This window comes from Cellulomonas dongxiuzhuiae (assembly GCF_018623035.1).
In the GTDB taxonomy this organism is placed as follows: domain Bacteria; phylum Actinomycetota; class Actinomycetes; order Actinomycetales; family Cellulomonadaceae; genus Cellulomonas; species Cellulomonas dongxiuzhuiae.
Window position 1 is genome coordinate 3,579,807 of sequence record NZ_CP076023.1, and the last position, 22,292, is coordinate 3,602,098.

Annotated in this window: 21 protein-coding genes; 10 read left to right on the forward strand and 11 right to left on the reverse strand. The window is 72.8% G+C overall.

Annotated features, from left to right (window positions below; translation table 11 throughout):
* The first annotated feature begins 55 nt into the window (after positions 1–55).
* Genes KKR89_RS16175 through KKR89_RS16190 form a run of 4 tightly spaced genes read left to right on the forward strand, consistent with a single transcriptional unit; the run spans position 56 to position 3,990 of the window.
* Positions 56–1,042, forward strand: coding sequence for a polyphosphate polymerase domain-containing protein (locus KKR89_RS16175; protein WP_214765510.1), 987 nt, complete (start codon positions 56–58; stop codon positions 1,040–1,042).
* Complete coding sequence (locus KKR89_RS16180) at positions 1,039–1,710, forward strand: DUF4956 domain-containing protein (protein WP_208196341.1); 672 nt, start codon at positions 1,039–1,041, stop codon at positions 1,708–1,710. Before KKR89_RS16175 ends, KKR89_RS16180 begins: the two co-directional genes overlap by 4 nt.
* Positions 1,711–1,721: 11 nt before the next feature.
* Positions 1,722–3,302 (forward strand): CotH kinase family protein, encoded by a 1,581-nt coding sequence (locus tag KKR89_RS16185; RefSeq protein ID WP_208196342.1) that lies wholly within the window; start codon positions 1,722–1,724, stop codon positions 3,300–3,302.
* Positions 3,292–3,990, forward strand: a complete 699-nt coding sequence (locus KKR89_RS16190; protein ID WP_208196343.1) for a helix-turn-helix domain-containing protein — start codon at positions 3,292–3,294, stop codon at positions 3,988–3,990. The genes KKR89_RS16185 and KKR89_RS16190 overlap by 11 nt, the downstream gene beginning before the upstream one ends.
* A 41-nt stretch (positions 3,991–4,031) precedes the next feature.
* Here KKR89_RS16190 and KKR89_RS16195 read toward each other — a convergent pair whose 3' ends face one another.
* The 4 genes from KKR89_RS16195 to KKR89_RS16210 all read right to left on the reverse strand — a co-directional run bounded on the left by KKR89_RS16195 (position 4,032) and on the right by KKR89_RS16210 (position 7,756).
* Positions 4,032–4,937, reverse strand: a complete 906-nt coding sequence (locus KKR89_RS16195) for a siderophore-interacting protein (protein WP_208196419.1) — start codon at positions 4,935–4,937, stop codon at positions 4,032–4,034.
* Between the two features lie 157 nt (positions 4,938–5,094).
* A complete protein-coding gene (locus tag KKR89_RS16200) occupies positions 5,095–5,460 on the reverse strand; it encodes a hypothetical protein (RefSeq protein ID WP_208196344.1) in 366 nt (121 codons plus the stop codon).
* A 44-nt stretch (positions 5,461–5,504) separates the two neighbouring features.
* A complete protein-coding gene (locus KKR89_RS16205; RefSeq protein WP_208196345.1) occupies positions 5,505–6,506 on the reverse strand; it encodes a TIGR03557 family F420-dependent LLM class oxidoreductase in 1,002 nt (333 codons plus the stop codon).
* A gap of 47 nt (positions 6,507–6,553) precedes the next feature.
* Complete coding sequence (locus tag KKR89_RS16210) at positions 6,554–7,756, reverse strand: VIT1/CCC1 transporter family protein (RefSeq protein ID WP_208196346.1); 1,203 nt, start codon at positions 7,754–7,756, stop codon at positions 6,554–6,556.
* A gap of 178 nt (positions 7,757–7,934) precedes the next feature.
* Between KKR89_RS16210 and KKR89_RS16215 the strand changes: the two genes are divergently transcribed.
* Together KKR89_RS16215 and KKR89_RS16220 are read left to right on the forward strand one after the other, a co-directional pair.
* A complete protein-coding gene (locus KKR89_RS16215) occupies positions 7,935–10,622 on the forward strand; it encodes a helix-turn-helix transcriptional regulator (protein ID WP_208196347.1) in 2,688 nt (895 codons plus the stop codon).
* 54 nt (positions 10,623–10,676) lie between these two features.
* The gene (locus KKR89_RS16220; protein WP_208196348.1) at positions 10,677–11,798 is read left to right on the forward strand and encodes a Gfo/Idh/MocA family protein; all 1,122 of its coding nucleotides are present in this window, start codon (positions 10,677–10,679) and stop codon (positions 11,796–11,798) included.
* A 140-nt stretch (positions 11,799–11,938) separates the two neighbouring features.
* Here the strand turns inward: KKR89_RS16220 and KKR89_RS16225 are convergent, their stop codons facing one another.
* Together KKR89_RS16225 and KKR89_RS16230 are read right to left on the reverse strand one after the other, a co-directional pair.
* Complete coding sequence (locus KKR89_RS16225; protein ID WP_208196349.1) at positions 11,939–12,799, reverse strand: SDR family oxidoreductase; 861 nt, start codon at positions 12,797–12,799, stop codon at positions 11,939–11,941.
* Positions 12,800–12,882: 83 nt separating this feature from the next.
* Positions 12,883–13,497, reverse strand: coding sequence for a hypothetical protein (locus KKR89_RS16230; protein WP_243882654.1), 615 nt, complete (start codon positions 13,495–13,497; stop codon positions 12,883–12,885).
* Between the two features lie 117 nt (positions 13,498–13,614).
* Between KKR89_RS16230 and KKR89_RS16235 the strand changes: the two genes are divergently transcribed.
* Positions 13,615–14,853, forward strand: coding sequence for a sensor histidine kinase (locus KKR89_RS16235; protein WP_208196350.1), 1,239 nt, complete (start codon positions 13,615–13,617; stop codon positions 14,851–14,853).
* Between the two features lie 89 nt (positions 14,854–14,942).
* Positions 14,943–15,530: a response regulator gene (locus tag KKR89_RS16240; protein WP_243882957.1), complete on the forward strand. Its 588-nt coding sequence runs from the start codon at positions 14,943–14,945 to the stop codon at positions 15,528–15,530.
* Between the two features lie 150 nt (positions 15,531–15,680).
* Here the strand turns inward: KKR89_RS16240 and KKR89_RS18640 are convergent, their stop codons facing one another.
* The 5 genes from KKR89_RS18640 to KKR89_RS16265 form a co-directional block, all read right to left on the reverse strand.
* Positions 15,681–16,070, reverse strand: a complete 390-nt coding sequence (locus KKR89_RS18640; RefSeq protein WP_208196351.1) for a variant leucine-rich repeat-containing protein — start codon at positions 16,068–16,070, stop codon at positions 15,681–15,683.
* Between the two features lie 26 nt (positions 16,071–16,096).
* Entirely contained in the window at positions 16,097–17,602 is a 1,506-nt protein-coding gene (locus KKR89_RS16250) for an RHS repeat-associated core domain-containing protein (protein ID WP_214765513.1), read from the reverse strand.
* Between the two features lie 85 nt (positions 17,603–17,687).
* Positions 17,688–17,933: a hypothetical protein gene (locus KKR89_RS16255; protein ID WP_208286368.1), complete on the reverse strand. Its 246-nt coding sequence runs from the start codon at positions 17,931–17,933 to the stop codon at positions 17,688–17,690.
* Between the two features lie 125 nt (positions 17,934–18,058).
* On the reverse strand, positions 18,059–18,733 hold the full coding sequence (locus KKR89_RS16260; RefSeq protein WP_214765790.1) for an RHS repeat-associated core domain-containing protein: 675 nt from the start codon (positions 18,731–18,733) through the stop codon (positions 18,059–18,061).
* A gap of 15 nt (positions 18,734–18,748) precedes the next feature.
* The gene (locus tag KKR89_RS16265) at positions 18,749–19,393 is read right to left on the reverse strand and encodes a hypothetical protein (protein ID WP_214765515.1); all 645 of its coding nucleotides are present in this window, start codon (positions 19,391–19,393) and stop codon (positions 18,749–18,751) included.
* A gap of 129 nt (positions 19,394–19,522) precedes the next feature.
* Between KKR89_RS16265 and KKR89_RS16270 the strand changes: the two genes are divergently transcribed.
* Positions 19,523–20,554 (forward strand): TIGR03885 family FMN-dependent LLM class oxidoreductase, encoded by a 1,032-nt coding sequence (locus KKR89_RS16270; protein WP_214765518.1) that lies wholly within the window; start codon positions 19,523–19,525, stop codon positions 20,552–20,554.
* Entirely contained in the window at positions 20,551–22,245 is a 1,695-nt protein-coding gene (locus KKR89_RS16275; protein ID WP_214765521.1) for an alpha-amylase family protein, read from the forward strand. The genes KKR89_RS16270 and KKR89_RS16275 overlap by 4 nt, the downstream gene beginning before the upstream one ends.
* The last annotated feature ends 47 nt before the right edge of the window (positions 22,246–22,292 follow it).

The following is a 22,292-nucleotide window of genomic DNA, read 5'->3' on the forward strand; positions in this document are numbered from 1 at the left end:
CCACCGGCCCGCCGCTGTTCGTCGCGCCGGCCGGACCCACGAGAGGACCGCGCCCGTGCGACGCCTGTCCCGACGCGCCACCGAGGACCCCGGAGCCATGCCGGACGCGACGGACGACGGTCCGGTCGCGACCGTCGCGAGCGCCGCCCGCACCAACACCGCCAGCCGCCTGCACGCGTTCAACCGGTTCGAGATCAAGTACCTCGTTCCGCAGGCCCAGGCCGACGAGCTCCGCACCGAGCTGGGTCGGCACATGGACGAGGACGCCTACTCCGGCGCGACCGGCTACCCGGTCACGAGCCTCTACTACGACACCCCGCACCTGAGGTTGTACTGGGAGAAGATCGAGGGGCTGAGGTTCCGGCGCAAGCTGCGTGTCCGGCACTACGGCACGGCGGACGACCTGACCGCGGACTCGGCGGTGTTCGTCGAGATCAAGCAGCGCGTCAACCGCGTCACCCAGAAGCGGCGGGTGCGCCTGCCGTACCGCGACGCCCTGCTGCTGTGCTCACCGCAGGGGTACGCGCCGGTCGGTGAGATCAGCAGCCGTGAACACGCCTTCCTGGACGAGGTGACCGCCCTCGTCGGTGAGCTCGGGCTGCGCCCGACCGTGACGACGGCCTACCACCGTGAGGCGTGGGTGGGACGCGAGGCCGATCTGGGCCTGCGCATCACGCTCGACCACCGGCTGCGCGGCCGGGACCGCGACTTCCACCTGGCCTCCGAGAGCCTGAACCGCCTCACGCTGCCCCCGGGGCTGTCGATCCTGGAGGTGAAGGCCGACGAACGCGTCCCGACGTGGGTCACGGACGCGGCAGCCCGGATGAGCCTGGACCTGGTCCGGATCTCCAAGTACTGCCAGAGCGTGCAGGCCTTCGGTCTCGCGCCCCGCTCCCTCGCGCACGCACCCGACGAGGTCGACGAGGTCCTGCGCCCGGCGCCGGACCAGGCACCCGGCCGTCACCGCGTCACGTCTGCACGCCCGACCACCCCGACCGGCGTCGACGACGCCCCGAGCCGACAAGGTGCACCCACCCGATGAACCTCACCGACCTGAGCGGTACCTTCTCCGTCTTCGACGTCGCGGCGACGCTGACGCTCTCGTTCGTCCTGTCCGCCGCCATCGGCTGGGTCTACCAGCGGACGCACCGCAACATCTCCTACAGCCAGTCGTACGTCCAGACGCTCGTCGTCATCGGCATGGTCGTCGCCGTCATCATGCTCGTCGTCGGGTCGAACATCGCGCGCGCGTTCGCGCTGGTCGGCGCGCTCTCGGTGATCCGCTTCCGCAACGCGATCAAGGAGACCCGCGACGTCGGCTTCATCTTCCTCGTGATGGCGATCGGCATGGCGGTGGGCACCCGCTTCTACCTCCTGGCGGCGGCCGCGACGGCGTCCATCCTGCTGGTCGTCTTCCTCATGCAGCGTTTCGACTGGTTCAAGCTCGACATCCAGCGCCAGGTGGTCAAGGTCCAGACCCCTCCCGAGGCGCGTTACCAGCAGGACGTCGCCGACGTGCTCGTCCGCACGACCCTGGAGTTCGAGCTGGTGAGCGTCGAGACCGTGCGGGGAGGTGCGCTGACCGAGCTCTTCTACTCGGTACGCCTCAAGCCGGGAGTCACGACCACGGAGATCATCGGCGCGCTGAGCGAGATCAACTCCGGGCAGAAGGTCACCGTCCTGACCGGGTACGACCAGTCGGACATGTGAGAGGCAGCAGCATGAGTCGCGCAGACCTCCGCAGGCGCCTCCCGGTGCGGCTGCGTCAGCACTGGAAGCCGCTGACAGCAGGCGTGGCAGGAGTCGCCGTCGCCCTCACGGTCCTCGGTGACGTGACGATCCGGCCCTACTCCACGAGCACGGCCGCCGTCACCGACGAGGAACGCGTCACCGAGGACGTCGAGGGCACGGTCGACCTCTTCGACACCACCGTCGAGCACCAGATCGCGTTGTCCTACTCCCAGGACGGCTACGACCGGATGCTCGACGCCTACTTCACCGAGGGCGAGAAGGAGTGGATGACCGCCGACATCACGATCGACGGCACCACGATCGAGTCCGCAGCGGTGCGCCTGAAGGGGAACTCGACGCTCTCGTCGCTGGTCGACAGCCGTGCGGGATCCGCGACCCAGGGCGAGCGCGCCCCGGGGGGCCTCGGAGGCCGGGGCGGCGGTGAGGTGCCCGGCGGCGGCGAGGTGCCACAGCTGCCGGGCGGCGGGGGCGAGGTGCCACAGCTGCCCGACGGCGCTGGACGCGGCCCGGGCGGCGGGTTCGCCGGCGCGGGCGTCCCGCTGAGCACGCAGGAGCCGGAGAACCTGCCGCTGCTCGTCAGCCTCGACGAGAACCGGCCCGGGCGCGCCTACCAGGGCATGACCGAGCTGGCGATCCGTCCCGCGAGCGCCGCGGCCGCGTCGTCGCTCAATGAGGCCGTCGCGCTGGAGCTGACGCAGCAGTCCGGCCAACCGACGCAGGACTACGTGTTCACGACCTACGCCGTGAACGACCGCCCGACGACGACCCGCCTGGTCGTGCAGAACCCCGACCCGCAGTACGCCGCCGGGCTCGAGGGCGACGGAGTGCTCTACAAGGTGCTGTCCACGAGCTCCTTCACCTACCAGGGCGATGACCAGACCGCGTACGTCGACGACTTCACGCAGGTCAACCTCCGGGGAAGCCAGGACCTGCAGCCGATCGTGTCGTTCCTGGAGTGGCTCGGCGGTGCGTCCGACGAGGAGTTCGCACGGGACCTCGACCAGTGGGTCGACGTCGAGTCGTTCGCGACCTACCTGGCCACCCAGGACGTGCTCGGGAACATGGACACGATCGCGGGGCCCGGCCGGAACGCCTACCTCTACTACGACCTGGGCACCGGGCTGATCAGCGTCGTCGCGTGGGACCTCAACCTGGCTCTGGGCGGCATGTCGATGCCGGGCACGGGCGGGCCCGGTGGCGGCGACGGCTCGGCCCGGCCGGGCGCGCCGGGTGCCGCTGGGATGCCGGGTCTGCCCGAGGGCGTCGAGCTGCCCGAGGGCGTGGAGCTGCCCGAGGGCGTCGGGCGGGGACCGGGAGCCATGGGAGGCAACGCGCTCGTGACCCGGTTCGAGGCGAGTGTCGACTTCGCGGCTCTCATCGACGCGGCGACCGCGGAGCTGCGGGCCGCGTGGCTCGACAGCGGCCAGGCGAGCCGGCTCGTCGAGGAGGTCGCCTCGCGGGTGCCGGTCACCGACGGGGTGGACCAGGCGACGATCGACGCCGACGCCCAGGCGGTCATGTCCCGGCTGGTCGGCGACGATGCTCCCTGACCGGGACGACGAGCCGCTCGGGCTGCGGGAGCGCAAGCGCGCCGCGGCCCGGGCGCGCGTCGAGCAGATCGCCGTTGACCTGTGCCTGCAGCACGGCTACGACTCCGTCACCGTCGCGCAGATCTGCGCCGCCGCCGGGATCGCGCAGAGCACGTTCTTCACCTACTTCGGCAGCAAGGACGCGGCGATCCTCGGGCGACCGCCGCTGCCCTCCCCCGAGGCGGTCGAGGCGTTCGTCGAGGCGGACGGGCCCCTGCTCGGTGACCTGCTGACGCTCCTGACCGTCGGCGCCCGCGACGCCGTGGGCGACCTCGCCCTCTTCCGCCGCAGGTTCGAGCTGGTCGACAGCGACGCGCGGCTCAGAGCCCGCGAGGCCCGACGCGCCGAGGTGGCCCCCTGGCAGACGGACGCGGTCGCCCGGCGGCTGCGGCGGCGCGGTGATCTGGCCGCAGCAGAGATCGCGGAACAGGCTCAGATGGCGGCGGCCCTGGCCCTCAGCATCCTGCGGCACACGTTCTGGTCCGTCCAGAGCGCACCGGGGACCGAGTGGAACGACCGCCTCCGGCGCAGCCACGCCCTCGCGCGCGCTCTCCTCCTGGGGTCCCCGCAGAATGCACCACGTGGCCGAGCGGTGTCCGGGGTCCCGCGCCCCGGGGCCGGTGGCGGCTCCCGCCCTCGGAGGGGCTGAGGCCGGACGACCGGCACGTGGCGTACGCCCGCGACGAGGCCTCAGTTCGCCTCGGAGCGCCCCTGACGCCAGTACCCCATGAACGCGACAGCCTTGCGGTCCACGCCGCACCCGGTGACCAGGTGCCGCCGCAGCGTCTTGATGACGCCGGCCTCACCCGCGAGCCACGCGTACAGGTGCGCCTCGGCGGCCAGGGGCGCACCGGTCGTCCAGTCGATCGGCACCTCCCACAGCATGTCGTGGTCGACGTCGACGTCCTCGAGCACCTGGTCCGGTGCCGGTGCCTGGCCGGGCAGCAGGCGCGCGCACGCGGCCTGGACGGCGGGCACGAGCAGCTCGCCGTGGGCGCGCCCGTCGCGGCCGAGCCAGTGGATGCGCACGCCCTCGGGCGCGTCGAGCGCGAGGCGGTCGTCGGACCACGGCATCTCGATGAGGACCTCGCCGCGGGCGTCGCGCGGCAGGCGCTCGACGATGCCCGCGATGGCCGGCAGCGCCGTCTCGTCACCGGCGATGAGCAGGCGGTCGGTGCGGGCGGGCGGCACGAAGTCGACGCCGCCGTGCGGGCCGACGTGGTCGGCGTTGGGACCCATGACGACCAGCTCGTCGCCGACCTGCGTGGTCGACGCCCAGCGCGACGCCGGGCCGGTGTCGCCGTGCAGCACGATGTCGACGTCGAGCTCGCGCGGGTGGGGGCGCACGCCGCGCGCCGTGTAGGTGCGCATGGGGTGGCGGCGGTCGTCGGGGAGCGCGCGCCACGAGCCGTACCAGTCGCCCGTGCGGCCGAGGTCGATGAGGTCCGCGTACGGCGAGCCCGTGACGGGCAGGAAGAACTTGATGCGCTGGTCGAACCCGTTGTCCGCGAAGCGGTCGAGGTCGTCGCCGGTGAAGGTGACGCGCAGCAGGCTGGGGCACAGCCGCTGCAGCGCGACGACGCGCACGTGGAACATGCGGAACGGGGACGCCGCGGGTGCGGTCGCCTCGACGGCCGTCGCTGTGGCGACGGTCACGGGGGCCTGGGTCACGGCGTCAGCATAAGGTGAGGCTTACCTGATCGTGCAACCCCCGTCTCATGCCGGGAGCCGCGCGGGCCCGACGTCCCGTCGGTCAGTCGTCCCAGGGCGGCGTCTCGTCGAGCTTCGCGTAGTACTTGGCGAGGTGGCTGCGCACGCGGTCACGGTCCTTGTCGGGCAGGTCGACGCCCCCGCGCGAGCCCTGCATGACCGCCGCCGCGGCGAACACCCCGCGCGGCACGGCGACGAGGTCGCCGTCCACCACGTCGGCGATCAGCAGCTTGTACGCCGTGAAGTTGTCCTTCTTCTCCGCGTCGTACCAGACGTGCGCGTCGCGGTACCGGTCGTTGGGCTCGTCCTGCGCGTCCGCCCACTGCCGCACGCGTCGTTCGGCCGCCGCGCCGTCCCACTCGCGGTCGCGGTCGGCGAGGTCCAGGTCCTGGAAGGCGGTCACCGCCATGGTCGCTCCTCTCGTGCCGTGCCTGCACGCCCCACGGGCGCCCGTCAGTCGCTCGGTGCTGCCGCGCGCAGCTTCTCCAGCAGCGGCCCGGCGGCCTCGTCGAGGAACCGCTGCTGCAGCGCGTCGCCCACCTGGACGACGGCGACGTCCGTGAACCCGGCCTCCCAGTACGCGCTCACCGCCTCGACGACCGCGTCGAGGTCCGGCCCGCACGGGATCGACTCCGCGACGTCCTCGGGTCGGACGAACTGGCTGGCGGCGTCGAACGACTCGGTGGTGGGCAGGTCGGCGTTGACCTTCCAGCCGCCGCCGAACCACCGGAACTGCTCGTGCGCCCGGGCGACCGCCTCGTCACGGTCCGGCCCCCACGAGATCGGGATCTGGCCGATCTTGCGCGAGGGCCCGATGACCTCGATCGTCTCGAGACCCTCACGGGCCTCGTCCCAGCTCCGCACGAGGTCGGCGTCCGGCTCGACGGCGATGAGGTGGTCCGCGAGCCCGGAGAACCGCGAGACCGACTGCGCGCCGGACACCGCGACGCCGATCGGCACGGGCACCTCGGGGATGTCCCAGAGCTTCGCGGAGTCCACGCGGAAGTGGGCACCCTCGTACGTCACGCGGTCGCCGGTGAGCAGCTCGTGGATGATCTCGAGCGCCTCCTCCAGCATGTCGTGCCGCTCGCCGACGGCGGGCCAGCGCTCACCGACGACGTGCTCGTTGAGGTTCTCCCCGGCGCCCACGCCGAGCGTGAAGCGGTCCTGCGACAGCAGCGCCATCGTCGCCGCCTTCTGCGCCACGACCGCCGGGTGGTAGCGGACGGTGGGGCACGTCACGTACGTCATGAGGCCGATGCGCTCGGTCGCCTGCGCGACGGCGCCCAGCACGCTCCACGCGTACGGTGCGTGGCCCTGCTCGTCGAGCCACGGGAAGAAGTGGTCGGACGACACGGCGAAGTCGAAGCCCAGCCGGTCGGCGTGCTGCGCGTACCGCACGAGCTCGCGCGGACCGGACTGCTCGGTCATGAGGGTGTACCCGAATCGCGTCACCCCCCGAGCCTCACCCGACGCGCGCGATCCGGCATCCGGAGACGACGTCAGACCGCCGAGGCGCCGAAGGCGAGACCCAGCAGGTACGTCACCGCGGCGGCGCCGTACCCGATCGCGAGCTGCCGCAGCGCCCGCCGCACGGGCGACGCCCCGGACAGCAGGCCCACCACCGAGCCGGTGCCGATCAGCGCGACACCGACGAGCCCGCACGACCACGCGACGGCGGTGAACCCCGTGGCACCCACGAGGTAGGGCAGCACGGGGATCAGCGCGCCGGAGGCGAAGAAGCAGAAGCTCGCCATCGCGGCGCCCCACGCGGTGCCGACCGACTCGTGCTCGTCGCGGTCCGGGACGGGAGGCGCGGGCGGTCCCGAGGCGGACCCAGCCTCCGCACCGTCGTCGACGCCACGGCCGGGCAGAGCGGTCGTCGTGCGCAGCAGCGACGCGTCGACCGCCTGCTGGGCCTCGTACTGCGCGAGCGACGCGAGCACGACGTCGGCCCGCGCGTGGGCGTCGTCCGCGCTCATGCCGCGCGCGCGGTAGACCAGCGCGAGCTCGTTGGCGGCGACGTCGAGGTGCGCGAGCGCCGTGGCGGCGTCGGCGGCGGGCCGCGACGCCTCGAGCAGCTCGCGCTGCGAGCGCACGGACACGTACTCGCCGGCCGCCATGGACAGCGCCCCCGCGAGCAGCCCCGCCAGGCCCGTGAGCAGCACGGTCGCCGCCCCGACGCCGCTCGCGCCGATGCCCAGGACGAGCGCGAGGTTGGACACGAGCCCGTCGTTGGCGCCGAACACCGCGGCACGGAACGTGCCGGAGATCTGCTGGCGCCCCCGCATGGCCAGCCCGCGGACGACCTCCTCGTGGATCTGCTCGTCGGCCGCCATGCGGGGCGTCGCCTCGGCGTCCTGCGCGTACGCCGACCGGGACTCGGCCCGCTGCGCGAGCGCGTACACCCACACGGACCCGAAGCGTCGCGCGAGCCAGCCGAGCACGCGCGTGCGCCAGTCGCCGCGCACGGGCCGGCCGACGTCGTCGCCGAGCAGGTCGAGCCAGTGCACCTCGTGGCGCCGCTCCGCCTCGGCGAGGGCGACGAGGATCTCGTGCTCCTCACCGGTGCGACGCGAGGCGAGGTCCCGGTACACGGCCGCCTCGGCACGCTCGTCGGCGAGGTTGCGCCGCCACCGGCGCAGCTGCGCCGAGGAGGGACGGTGGTGTCCGTCCGGGCCGGTGGGGGCGGTGCGGGGAGGCATCGAGCTCCTGGGACGACGGGACGGGGTGCAGCGGCACGCTAGCGGGCCACCGGGGGTTGCGAGGACGGGCGGCGTGGGAGTGCCGATGCCCGCAACCGCACGTTCCGCCTGCCCGAACCACCATGCTTCACCCGGTGCCGGTTAGGACCTAGGTCTCTGGACCCCCGATAATCCGACCATGACGGCCGAGATGTCGACGTCCGGCGAGTCCGGGCGTGGCACGGGGGCGGCCGGGGCGTCGGCGCGACCGCCCCTGCGGACGCCTGGGAGCGCAGTGGTGCGCGCGCGTCTGCCCGCGCGCCTCGACCGCGTCGAGAAGGTCGCCGTCGTCCGGGCCGCCACCGGCTACGGACGCACCACGCTGGTCTCGCAGTGGGCCGACGCCCGTCGCGCCGCGGGCCACCCCGTCGCGTGGACGGCACGGCCGTGGAACCGCGACGACCCCTGGTCGGTCCTGCACGGCGCGGTGACCGCCGCGCTCGGGGCGCACGGGGTCGACGTCCCCGAGGCGGCGTGGCCCGACGCGCTCGCGGCGGCGATCGACGCGGCGGGCCGTCCGGTGATCCTCGTGGTCGACGACGCGGACGAGCTGGACGACCCGGACGCGGTCAAGGCCCTGGCCGAGCTCCTCGCGACGTCGGCCGCGCTGCGCGTGGTGCTCGTCACCGGCCCGCGCTACCGCATGCTGCCGACCGGTCCGCAGCACCCCGTCCTGACGGCCGTCGGCCACCCGCTGCCGGTCCTCACCCTCACGGCGCGCGATCTGGCGTTCACGGCCGACGAGCTGCGTGCCGCTGTCGTCTCGTGGGGTCACGACATCGACGACGCCCGCCTGGAGTACCTGGTCGAGCTCGTGGGCGGTTGGCCGCGGCTCGCGCGCACCGTGCTCGACGACACGCGACCCGACGACGAGCAGCTCGCCACGGCCTCGGCGTACGCCTTCATCCGTGACGTGGTCGTGCCCTCCGTCGGCGACACGGACCTCCTCGAGATCGCGATGCTCGTGGCCGCCGCCGGCGACCCGACGGTGGAGACCGTGCGGCTGGTGCTCAGCACGGCGGGGCGGAACGTCGGCCCGGACGACCCCCTCGACGCCCTCATGCGGCTCGAGTCCGTGGGCATCGCCGTGCGTGACCGCGAGCGCAGCGGCGCCGCCGCCCCCAGCCGCTGGCACATCCCGGCGCTGCTGCACGAGGTCCTGCGCCGTGAGCTGGAGCGGCGGTCCCCCGACCGCGCGGTCGCGCTGCACCGGGCCCTGTCGCGCGCCGCCCTGCGCGCCCACCCGCCGGACCCGCGCCGCGCCGTCGAGCACGCCGCCCGCGCGCACGACTGGACGCTGCTGGAGACCTGCTGGCTCGACTTCGGCACGTACCTGGTCGCCACGGGCGGTCCCGCCGTGGACGCCGTGTACAGCGCGGTGCCCGACGACGTCGCCACCACGTCGACCGTGCTCGCCCTGGCCCGTGCGACGACGCGCCGCACCCCGGAGGAGCGCGCGGACGCCCGCGAGCTGGTGCTCGGGCTCATGACCGAGCTGGGCTCGCTCGCGCTCGACGGCGCCTGGCGCAGCCGCACGGCCGCCGGCCGCTGGGCCGGTGCGGCCGCCGCGCTCGTGGCGGCGCGCGCCCGCGGCGACATGCGCCGCGCGATGACCGTCATGCGCGACACCGAGGTCGCGGCCGCGCGCTCGGGCGTCAAGGGCGGCACCGCGGGTCGCCCGTACTGGTGGTTCCTCGTGCAGGCGGGCCGCACGGCGCTGCTCGAGGGCGACCTCGGCTCGGCCCTCGAGCTGCCGATGCGCGCGTACGAGCTCGCGGACCCGTACCGGGCACCGGACGTGCGCGCGGCCGCGGCCGGGCACGTGGCGCTCGTGCACGCGCTCGACGGGATGCTCGTCGACTCCGACCGGTGGCTCGTGCGGCACGTGGAGTCGCTCGAACCCGAGTGGGAGGACGTCGTGCGCGACAACGCGGCCGACGTGGCCGAGGCGCTCCTCGCCACCGGCCGGCTCGACAAGGCGGCCACCGACGCAGCGCTGTCCCGGCTCCACCTGGACGTGCGGGCGCCGGACGTCACCTGGCCGTACGTGCTGCGGGCACGCGTGCGCCGGGCGGTGCTGTTCGGTGACCCCGAGCAGGGCCTGGCCGAGCTCGAGCAGATCGAGCGCACGCGGCACGCCTGGCTGGAGCAGGTCGGGACGGTGCAGCAGGCCCTCGTGCGGATGCGCGCGGAGCTGCTGATCGCGCTCGGGGAGATCCACCGCGTCGCGGACCTGCTCGCGGAGCCCGACGCGACCGGCGCGTGGAGCGACGTGCCCCGCGCGCGCTGGCACCTGCTGACGGGCGACCCCAACGCGGCGCTACGGGCGGCCGTGCTGGGCGGGCGTCGCCGGCGCGTCAACCTCGGCGACCGCACCGACCTGCTGGTGCTCGAGGCGTGGGCCGCCCACGAGGTGCGCCAACCGGTCCTCGCCGTGCGCGCGTTCCGCACGGCGCGCCGCCTCGCGGGTGAGCAGGATGCGCTGCGCAGCTTCGCCCACCTGCCCCCCGACGTGCGCGACGAGCTGGCGGAGCAGTCCGGCCTGGGCTTCAGCGAGGACGAGCTGGCGCGGCTCGCCGCGACCGGTCGCGTCGTGCCCGACCCGGGCCGGCTCGTGCCGCTGACCCCGCGCGAGCGCACCGTGCTGACGCTCCTCAACGAGCACGACACGACGCGTGACGTGGCCGACGCGCTGACGGTGTCCGTCAACACCGTGCGCAAGCAGGTGCTGAGCATCTACGCGAAGCTCGGCGTCCACGACCGGGAGGCCGCGCTGCGTCGCGCGCACGAGCTGGGGATCATCAGCCCGGACGACCCGGCACGGTGATCCGCGGGTGCGTCGCCGGTCCCGGTTAGGGTCGACGCCGACGAGGAGGTCCGTGTGACGCAGCAGCAGCCGACCCGGTTCGGGGTCGTGGGGTCCGGATGGCGTGCCGAGTTCTTCGTGCGTGCCGCACGCCTGATGCCGGACCGGTTCCGGTGCGTGGGCGTTGTCACGCGCACCGCCGAGCGCGGCGCGTGGGTCGAGGCGCACTGGGGCGTGCCGACCGTGCGCACGGTCGAGGAGCTGGTCACCGGCGCGCTGCCGGGTGCCGGCGCAGCGCCCGACCGGCCCGAGGTCGTCGTGGTCGCGACGCCGTGGCCGGTGACGCCGGACGTCGTCCGCGAGGTCGTGGACGCCGCGGTCCCGGTGCTCGCCGAGACCCCGCCGGCGCCCGACGTCGACGCGCTGCGCGCCCTGTGGGCCGACGTGGGCGCGACCGGGCTCGTGCAGGTCGCGGAGCACTCGCCGTCGATGCCGGCGCACCGCGCACGGCGTGCGGTGGTCGAGGCGGGGACGATCGGGCAGCCGACGAGCGTGCAGATCTCCTCGACGCACCTGTACCACGCGGTCGGTCTGGGCCGGTACCTGCTGGGCGCCGGACGCGGGCCGGTGACGGTGCGCGCGCAGGCGTTCACGGCGCCGCTGCTCGAGCCGGTGGGGCGCGACGGGTGGACGGGCGCGACGTCACCGGAGGCGGTGCGGTCGATCCTCGCGACGCTCGACCTGGGTGACGGCCGGACGATCCTCTACGACTTCACCGACAACCAGTGGTACAACCCGCTGCGCACCAACCGCGTCGTCGTGCGCGGGTCGCACGGCGAGATCGTCGACGACGCCGTGACGCGCTGGGTCGACGAGCGGACGGTGCTGACGTCGTCGATCGTGCGACGCCAGGCCGGGATCGAGCAGAACCTCGACGGCTTCGACCTCGAGCACCTGTCGATGGACGGGCGCGTGCTGTACCGCAACCCCTTCGCGGGCGCGCGGCTCGCCGACGACGACCTGGCGGTCGCGCACCTGCTCGACGACACCGGTGCGTGGCTGCGCGGCGAGGCGGCGCCGCCGTACCCGCTGGCCGACGGCTGCCAGGACCACCTGCTGGGCCTGGCGATCGAGGAGTCGGCGCGCACGGGCGACCCGGTGACGACGGCGACGGAGGCGTGGGCGGACGCCCTCTGACGGACCGGTGACCCCCTCCGCCCGACCAGGTCCCACATCTCGGGACGCACGCCCGTCGAGACCGGGCTGAGTCGTCGCCAGACGCTCCGAGGACGACTCAGCCCGGTCTCGCCGTGCGGGGGAGCTGGGCCAGCGGTGCGTCAGGCGGTGGCGGCCCACGCGGCCGTCAGGCCGTCGAGGAGGGAGGTCGTCGGGCGGCCGAGCAGCGTCCGCAGGGTGTCCGTCGCGTCGGCCAGTGCACCCGTGGCGATGTTCTGCTCCAGCGCGACGACGAACCCGGCGGTGCCCTCGTCGAGCCCCGCGGCCAGCAGTCCGGCGCGCTGCTCGTCGGGCGTCACGTCGCGGTACACGACCTCGCGGCCCAGCACCTGGGACGCGGCGGCCGCGAGCTCGTCGTGCGTCCACGCGTGGTCGCCGGTGAGCTCGTACGTGCGGCCGTCGTGCGCGTCCGTCGTCAGCACCGCGACGGCGCCGGCGGCGAGGTCCGCGCGCGTCGCGGACGCCACCCGGCCCTGGCCGACGGAGCCGACGATCTCCCCCGTCGCCGCCGCCTGGCGCAGGGGCTGGACGTAGTTGTCGGTGTACCAGTTGTTGCGCAGCACCGTCGTGACCAGGCCGGACGCCGCCAGCAGCTCCTCGGTGGCCTTGTGCTCGGGCGCCAGGACGAGGTCGGTCGTGTCCGCGTGCGGCGCCGAGGTGTACACGACGCGGCGTACGCCGGCGGCCCTGGCGGCGTCGATCGCGGCGCCGTGCTGCGCGACGCGGCGGCCCACCTCGGACCCGGAGACGAGCATGAGGGTGTCGGCGCCCGCGAGCGCGGCGGCCAGGGTCTCGGGGCGGTCGTAGTCGAGCTCGACGACACGCGCACCGCGCTCGGCCAGGTCGGCGGCGCGCTCGGTGCGGCGGCCGCCCGCGACGACGTCCGTGACGCCCGCGTCGAGCAGCCCCTCGACGATCAGACGGCCCAGGTGGCCGGTGGCCCCGGTGACGACGACGGACATGTGTCCTCCTGCAGGTCGGGATGCGGTCGTCCTCGCAACCCCGCGGGCGCGCAAACCCTTCCGCGGGGCGTGCACGCGCGGCGTCAGGGCGTCCGGTCCGCGGCCTCGCCCGCGCCGGCCGGGACCTGCTCGTCGTCGCCGTCCGCCGCGTCCGCGAACACCTGCCACACGGGCCCGGCGACGAACCAGATGCCCATGACGAGCGTCGCCCGCCCTGCCCAGCCGAGCAGGATCTCGCGCTGCGCGGGGTCGTCGGCGATGAGGAGCAGCACGCCGAGCACCGCGACCGCGACGACCCATGCGAGGACCACGCGCAGCCACAGCCGCCACTCGTGCACGACCTTGGCGCGGCCGGACGGCACGCGCGGCGGGCGCGGCCCGTCGAGGAACCGCCAGGCGACCCACCCGTCGACCTTGTGCACGGTGTACCGGCCGAACGCCACGGTGAAGCCCAGGTAGACGGCCGCCAGGCCGTGCGTCCACGTCGCCTCGGCGCCGCGCAGCAGGTCGGTGACGGTCGCGACCAGCAGGACGACCTCGATGAGCGGCTCGCACAGCAGCAGGACGGTGGACAGCCGGCGGCGGCGGAACACGTAGCGCGCGACGACGGCCGCGGCGAGGAACACCCAGAACGCGACCTCGCACGCGATGACCAGCGCGGCGACGGGGTGGACGCGGACCCACTCGACGATCTCCATGCCGCGACGATGCCGCGCCGGGGCGTCCGCGCGCTTCCGGCGGACGGACCGACGTGCGCGCCGCGTCTCCTCCGTCCGGAGGAGAGCCGCAGGTCACGGACGTGCTGGGATGGGTGCATGAGCCCCCACCTCGCCGCCGTCGTGCGGTGGGTGCGCACGCCGCCGCGGGGGCCGGCGGCGGACCGGGCGTACGCGGTGGCGCTGCTGCTCGTGGGGCTCGCGCTGCTCGCGCTCGACGTGCGGATGATCGGCACGGACGAGCCGTTCGTCGACGTGCCCGGCGGCACGATGCCCTGGCAGGTCGGCATCCTGCTGCTGGGCACGACGGCGCTGCTCCTCAAGCGACGCCGACCCGTGCTCGTGCTCGTGGTGATTACGGCGCTGCTCGCCGCCGACGTCGCGCTCGGCGGCAGCCTCGGCATGTACCTCGTGCTGTTCGACGCGCTGTTCACGGTCGCGCGGGCCGCGGCGCCGCGGGCGCGGGCGGTCGTGCTGGGTGTGCTGGTGGCGCTCGTCCTGGCCGTGCTGGTCGGCACCGTCGTCGCCGGCGCGTCCGCCCGGGACGTCGTGCAGCTCACGCTCGTCGCGGGGTCGCTGCTGCTGCCGCCGTGGTGGTGGGGCTCGGACGTGCGCCGCTCGGAGGTGCTGGCGGCCGAGCAGTCCCGCCGGGCGGACGCCGAGCGGGCGCGCGCGGACCTGGCACGCGCGCACGCCGACGACGTCGCCCGCATCGCCGCGCTCGACCGCGACCGGGCGGTGCAGGACGAGCGCGCCCGGATGGCCCGGGACCTGCACGACGTCGTCGCGGGACACCTGTCGGCCGTCGCCATCCACGCCGAGGCGGCGCTCGCCGCACCGCCCGACGAGTCGCGGGACCGCGCGGCGCTGGCCGCCGCCCGCGCCGGGTCGCTCGACGCGCTGGGCGAGATGCGGTCGATGATCCTCGTGCTGCGCGAGGGTGCGGACGCCGATGCGACGACCGCACCGGCGGGCCTCGCGCGGGTCACCGACCTCGAGGTGGACGTCGTCGGGGACGTGCCCGCCGGGCTGGCGGCCGCGGTGGACCACGCGGCGTTCCGCATCCTGCAGGAGGCGGCGACCAACGCGCACAAGCACGGCTCGGGGCCCGCCTCGGTCCGGTTCACCGCCGACACGGACACCCTCGAGGTCGTCGTCGAGAACGCGCTGCGCACGGACGCCGTGCCCGTCGACCCCGCGCTGACGTCGTCCACGGGGCTGGAGACGATGCGCGAGCGCGCGACCGCGCTGGGCGGGGCCCTGACGGCGGCACCCACCGGGGCGACGTGGCGTGTGCACGCCTGCCTCCCCCTGCGACCAGGAGACGAGACACGTTGACGGAGCCGAACGGGACCACCGGTGCCACCACCCCGGTCCGGGTGCTGCTGGCCGACGACCACGCGGCGATCCGCGCCGGGCTGCGGCTCATGCTCGAGCAGTCGGGCCGGGTCGAGGTCGTCGGGGAGGCCGCCGACGGTGACGTGGCCGTGCGGCAGGCGCGCGCGCTGCGCCCCGACGTCGTGCTCATGGACGTGCGGATGCCGGGGACGGACGGGATCGCCGCGACGGCCGCGATCGTCGGTGAGCGGCTAACCGAGGTCGTGGCGCTGACGACGTTCGACCTCGACGAGTACGTGCTCGGGATGGTGCGCGCGGGGGCCGCCGGGTTCCTGCTCAAGACCGTCGGCGCGGGCGAGCTGGTCGACGCCGTGTGCCGGGTGGCCGCCGGTGAGGGCGTGCTGGCGCCCGAGGTCACGCGCCGCCTGCTCGACGCGGTCGCGGCCCACGTCCCCGCCGACGCGCCCGCCCCGGCCGACGACCGACTCGCGAGCCTGACCGCGCGCGAGCGCGACGTCCTCGATGCACTCGGTGACGGCTTGTCGAACGCCGACATCGCGGCGCGGCTCGTGGTGTCGGAGACGACGGTGAAGTCGCACGTCAGCCACCTGCTGGCCAAGCTGGGCGTGCGGACGCGGCTGCAGGCGGGGGTGCTGGCGCGCGACCTGCGCGGCTGACCGGTCGTCGCAGATGGTCAGTCGTACTGCGGTGGGCCACTTGATCTCGATCGGCGTGGGCAGTCCGCGTCAGGATCGCCGTCGGTACGAAGGCACAGGCTCGTGCCGCGGCGTCCTGCACGACCTCCCCTGGAACCACTTCCCTGGACATCACAGCTGGTCCGACGCTGAGCGCCGAGCCTCTAGGGCGTTCTTCGCTGCATCTCGGACGACCCAGGATTGATCTTCTGCTAGGCGGCGCACGACGCCGAGGGGAGCACGTTTATTGCTGGCAACTCGCGCCCGGACGGTCGCGTCCTCGTCGCGCGCCAGTCGCTCCAGAACTCGTGAGGGCGCGCTGCGCCGCCTTGCGACCGTCGCTCTGACCGTAGGATCCGAGTCATCGGCGAGCATCTCCAGCACGACAGCAGGAACCGTCTTGTTGTGAGCGACCCAACGCCTCAGGTCAGGGTACTTTCCAATGATCTCCAACCAGACTTCTAGCGGAGCATTCTCGCGGGACGCTCGATCTTGGTCGTGCAGATTCTCGCTCGTGCGCATTTCGAGAAACTGCGTCGCAGACTCAATCAATTGATCAACCTCCAGGGGATAAAGGCTCCGACGGCACTCTTGTGCTTGCCACGGATGAAGTCCCCGTACTGATCCGCGCCGGCCATCCACTCGAGACCTTTAGGGGTTTCTTGGTATACTTTCCAAGCCGACCCTCCATGCCCAGCCGTGTCACGCGACCACCATAAATCATCGGACTTACTCTTCCACAAAGTTCCGAACGGACCTCTTCGGGTGGCCGCCGTCCCTTCTGTGGTGATGTTCCACAAGCCGCGCACTTTGCAGGTGTTGTGCACGAGAGCGGACTCGTCGCCAACCCCGACGAAGTAGGTGTGGATCCCCTCGACGGTGAGGTTGTACGCCAAGGCCTGCCGTGCGCTGCCGGGCGCGAGGCCGTAGACCTCGAGCTCTTGCCCATCGGCGCTGAGAATCCGCTCGCCTTCACTGAGTTCGTCGGCAGCCTCGAACCGCTGGTCTGTGACCGACCAGAAGGGATGATCCTCGGTCGTGGTAAGTGCCGCCCCGCCCTCAACCGTGAGGTCGACCAGTGTGTCCTGGTGCATCCACGTGTGAGTGACCTCGCGAGCACCGGCCTCGCCGGTCTCGGGGTCCATCGCCTGAACCATCTCTCCAACGCGGACCTCGTCGATTGGCTTTCGACTGCCGTCGGCCATCACGACCAGGGTCGCACCGTCAAAAGAGCACACATCGTCAACCACGTTCGCGGCTCGGCCCGCTTGAACGCCACCTCGGAACGCCCACCCTCCGAGTGCGCCGAGAGCGCATCCCGACGCGGCCGCCCCTCCGACGGTCCCCCAGTTGACCTTCCGCCCCGACAACCGCTCACCCAGGTACGCCGCCCCACCATCGAACGCCGCCCCCGCCACACACCCGATCAGCATCGGGTTGTGCCCCGTCGGATCCGTGAACACCGTCGGCGCATTCGCCCCGTACGCGTACGGGTTCGACCCACCGGCGAACCCGATCGGGTCCTCCGAGATGAACCGCCCCAGACCCGCGTCGTAGTACCGCGCCCGATGGAACGTCAGACCCGCACCATCGAACTGCCGACCCGTGAACCCCAGATCCGCACCATGGACATCACCGCTGACCGAGGCCACCCCGAACGGGTCGAACGACCACCGCGCCGACACCGACCCGTCCGCACCACCCAGACCCACCGGCGAACCCAGCAGATCCGTCAGCACCGCGTCCGTCCCCCCGGCATGCGTCCGGGCGAACCACTGATCCATCCCCCCGGACAACAACCCCGCGACGGCCTGCCCCTGACCATCGAGCTCGACCGCCGGATTGGCCCCCACGTCCACGAAGCCCGAGGCCGAGTCCCCCACGCCCCGAGACGAACGACCACCCGTCGGGGAGTACCCGAAGGACAGATCCCCACCCGCGACGTCCACCGACACCAGACGTCCCAGCTCGTCCCACACGAACGACCGCGACCCGTCCGAGAGCAGGTTCCCGTCCGCGTCGTACTCCAACGCCTCACCGGCGGCCTCGACCAACCGGTTCTGCGCGCCCAGGAGCGTCGCAAGGCCTCACGATCGGCGAGAACGCCGACGATGCAAGCGGTCGGGGACGTCGCCACCCCTAGACACCGGTCGGGTGGAACTCCAGGTCACGTGCGTCGACGGCGACGACCGATCCCACGGCCAACCGCATCGGCGCACTCTGCTCGAGCTGGATCTGCATTGCTGCGCGCGCGACCTCGAGCACGATCACCCCATCGTCGAAGACACGGGCCACGGTGCCGCGAAGCATCCCGGGCGACACGGCTCGAACAGGGTCCAGGACGAGGTCTTCGAGTCGCCGCTCACCTGGCAGCTCGAGCTCCACGTCGAGGTTCTCGCCGACGGCGACCGGTCGCGGGCCCATCCAGAACCCTACAAGGCGACCGGCCTCCGTCTCGAGTTCTATGCGTCGGTGATGTGGGTCGGCGCTCGTCACAGCGATTGCACGCACTACCAAGCTCCCTTCGGGAACGGGACACGAACTGCAACATTATGCAGGTTCCAAACAGCAGCGATCTCATCGAACTCCCACGTCTCCTCGTGGAAATGGAACTTTGTGGGCGAGGATCCCGCCTCATGAGCACCGAAACGGATACTGCGGAGACCGTCGGCCGATACGATGCGATCCGGGTCGGGTAGGCCGGTTCTCGGGTGGATGTTCGAGTGATTCCCAGGACCCAGAAAATCATCCCACCGGCTGACCGCATCTTGTGGCTTCAGCGGCTTCGGAGCGTACGTTTCGACCATGTGAACCGGGGCGGTAGCCCTGCCTTGTGCGCCCACCCCAGCGCGGGGCGCGGATAGGCGGCTGGCGGTGGTGATGCGACCAGTGAACACCCCACCCATCGCGCCGATAGCACAGCCAGCAACGGCGGCGCCGCCGACGGTCCCCCAGTTGACCTTCCGCCCCGACAGCCGCTCCCCGATGTAGGCCGCCCCACCATCGAACGCCGCCCCCGCGACGCACCCGATCAGCATCGGGTTGTGCCCCGTCGGATCCGTGAACACCGTCGGCGCATTCGCCCCGTACGCGTACAGGTTCGACCCACCGGCGAACCCGATCGGGTCCTCCGAGATGAACCGCCCCAGACCCGCGTCGTAGTACCGCGCCCGATGGAACGTCAGACCCGCACCATCGAACTACCGACCCGTGAACCCCAGATCCGCACCATGGACATCACCGCTGACCGAGGCCACCCCGAACGGGTCGAACGACCACCGCGCCGACACCGACCCGTCCGCACCACCCAGACCCACCGGCGAACCCAGCAGATCCGTCAGCACCGCGTCCGTCCCACCGGCATGCGTCCGGGCGAACCACTGATCCATCCCCCCGGACAACAACCCCGCGACGGCCTGCCCCTGACCATCGAGCTCGACCGCCGGATTGGCCCCCACGTCCACGAAGCCCGAGGCCGAGTCCCCCACGCCCCGAGACGAACGACCACCCGTCGGGGAGTACCCGAAGGACAGATCCCCACCCGCGATGTCCACCGACACCAGACGTCCCAGCTCGTCCCACGCGAACGACCGCGACCCGTCCGAGAGCAGGTTCCCGTCCGCGTCGTACTCCAGTACCTCACCGGCGGCCTCGACCAACCGGTTCTGCGCGTCGTACTCCAGCCCGCCACGCGCCGCCGGCAGCACGACGTTCGCGTACGAGCCCGTCACGCCCGCCGGCTGCCCGTCGGGACGGTATGGGTAGCCCAGGTCCCCCTGGACCTCCCCGTCGTGGCTGTGGGTCAGCCCGCTCACCAGGCCGCTGGGGTCGTACGCGTACTGCACGGGGGCCTGGCCGGCGACGACCGCCGCCGTGGCCGATGACTCGACGTCAAGGGATCTCCACCCCTCGGGCAGCCCTGCTCCGCCCGTTCACCGAGCGGGACAAGCGTCCAGCCGGTAGGAAAGGGGCCCATGGTGCGCGTCGGATTTCACAACTCACACGAGCAGGTCCACCCGTCCGCGTTGCTCGCGGCGACCCAGCTGGCGGAGCAGCGCGGCTTCGACGCCGCGATGTGCTCGGACCACTGGGCCCCCTGGCAGTCGACGCAGGGGCACTCCGGGTTCGCCTGGACGTGGCTGGGCTCGGCCCTGGCGACGACCGGCCTGCCGTTCGGCGTGGTGAACGCGCCGGGCCAGCGGTACCACCCGGCGATCATCGCGCAGGCCGCGGCGACGCTGGCCGCGATGTACCCCGGCCGGTTCTGGGTCGCGCTGGGCTCCGGCGAGAACATGAACGAGCACATCACCGGCGACGGGTGGCTGCCCAAGCCCGTGCGCGACGCGCGCCTCGTCGAGTGCGTGGAGATCATCCGCGCGCTGCTCGACGGCGAGGAGGTCACGCACGACGGCCTCGTGAAGGTCGACCGCGCCAAGCTGTGGACGCTCCCGGAGGTCAAGCCGCTGCTCATCGGCCCGGCGGTGTCCGTCGCGACGGCCCGCAACCACGCCCGGTGGGCCGACGGCCTCGTCACGGTCAACCAGCCGAAGGACAAGCTGCGTCAGGTCGTCGACGCGTACCGCGACGCGGGCGGCCGCGGCGAGCTCTCCCTGCAGGTCCACGTGTCCTTCGCCCCCACCGACGCCGACGCGCTGCGCCTGGCGCGGGAGCAGTGGGCCGGCAACGCGATCGGCCCGCCCGTCGCGTGGGACCTGGACACCCCGGAGGCGTTCGACCAGATCGCCGACAAGGTCAGCGACGACCTGCTGCGGGGGTCGGTGCTCGTCGAGCACGACCCGCAGCGCCTCGCCGACCGGCTCGTCGAGCTCGCGGAGATCGGCTTCGACGCCGTCTACCTGCACCAGATCGCGACCGACGTCGTCCCGTCCGACGACAAGCACCCCGACGCCGCCGACACGGCCACGCAGCCGTCGTCGTCACTGGAGGCGTTCATCGACATGGCGGCCGAGCACGTGCTCCCCGCCCTGAAGGAGGCCCACGCGTGAGGATCCGCGACACCGGTGACCTGTGGTGGAAGTCCGCCGTCATCTACTGCCTCGACGTCGAGACCTACATGGACTGGAACGACGACGGCATCGGCGACCTGCCCGGGCTCGTCCAGCGCATCGACCACCTGGCGGAGCTGGGCGTGACGTGCCTGTGGCTCATGCCGTTCTACCCGACGGCCGACCGCGACGACGGCTACGACATCACCGACTACTACGGCGTCGACCCGCGCCTCGGTGACGCGGGCGACCTGGTCGAGCTGGTCCGCACCGCCAACGACCGTGGCATCCGCGTCATCGCCGACCTCGTCGTCAACCACACGTCGGACCGGCACCCGTGGTTCCGCTCCGCGCGGCGCTCGAAGGACAGCCCGTACCGCGACTGGTACGTGTGGCGGCAGGACGCCCCGCCGGACACGTCGAAGGAGGTCGTCTTCCCCGACAAGGAGGAGGGCATCTGGACGTACGACGAGAAGGCCGAGGCCTGGTACCGGCACCGGTTCTACAAGCACCAGCCGGACCTGAACACCGCCAACCCGGAGGTCCGCGACGCGATCGCCAAGACCGTCGGCTACTGGGCGCAGATGGGCCTGGACGGCTTCCGCGTGGACGCCGTGCCGTTCTTCCTCGCCGACACGGCCAAGACGCCGGGCGACGACATCGACCACCCGCACGAGTTCCTGCAGCAGCTGCGGGCGTTCCTGTCGCGCCGCACCGGGGACTCGATCCTCATGGGCGAGGTCAACCTGCCGTACGACCAGCAGCGCCAGTTCTTCGGGGACCACTCGGGCGACGGCGAGGACGAGGGCAAGGAGCTGAACCTGCAGTTCGACTTCGTCCTCATGCAGCAGATGTACCTGGCCCTCGCCCGGCAGGACGCCGGCCCGATCATCTCCGCGCTGGAGTCCCGGCCGGACATCCCGTCGGACGCGCAGTGGGCGACGTTCGTGCGCAACCACGACGAGCTGACGCTCGACAAGCTGTCCGACGACGAGCGGCAGGAGGTCTTCGAGGCCTTCGGGCCGGACCCCGACATGCAGCTCTACGACCGCGGTCTGCGCCGGCGCCTGCCGCCCATGCTCGACGGCGACCCGCGCCGCGTGCGGATGGTCTACTCGCTGCTGTTCAGCCTCCCGGGCACGCCCGTGCTGTTCTACGGCGAGGAGATCGGGATGGGCGAGAACCTCGCGGCGGAGGGTCGGCTCGCCGTGCGCACGCCGATGCAGTGGACGTCGGGGAAGAACGGCGGGTTCTCGGCCGCCCCGGCCTCGCGGCTGGCGGGGCCGGTGACGGAGGGCGCCTACTCGCCCGCGCACGTCAACGTGTCCGACCAGCGGCGGGACCCCGAGTCGCTGCTGAACTTCGTCCAGAAGCTCGCGCGGCGCTACCGCGAGTGCCCGGAGCTGGGCTGGACCACCCGGGTCGAGATCCTCGAGCAGCCGCACGCCGGCGTGCTCGCGTACCGCTCGACGTGGCAGGACGCCTCGATGGTGACGGTGCACAACCTGGGCTCCGAGGCCGTGCGCGTGCCGCTGTACCTGCCGGACGCCGACGGGGACTGGCGGCTCGTCGACCTGCTGGAGGACGACGAGCACGCGCCGAACGACTCCGGGAAGCTCGAGATCGAGCTCGAGGGGTACGGCTACCGGTGGCTGCGCGTCGTGCAGCCCGGGTCGCGCCGCCTGCTGTGAGTGCGGCCGGGAGCCGTCCGCTGAAGCGTTTCGGCTCCGGCCCGCCC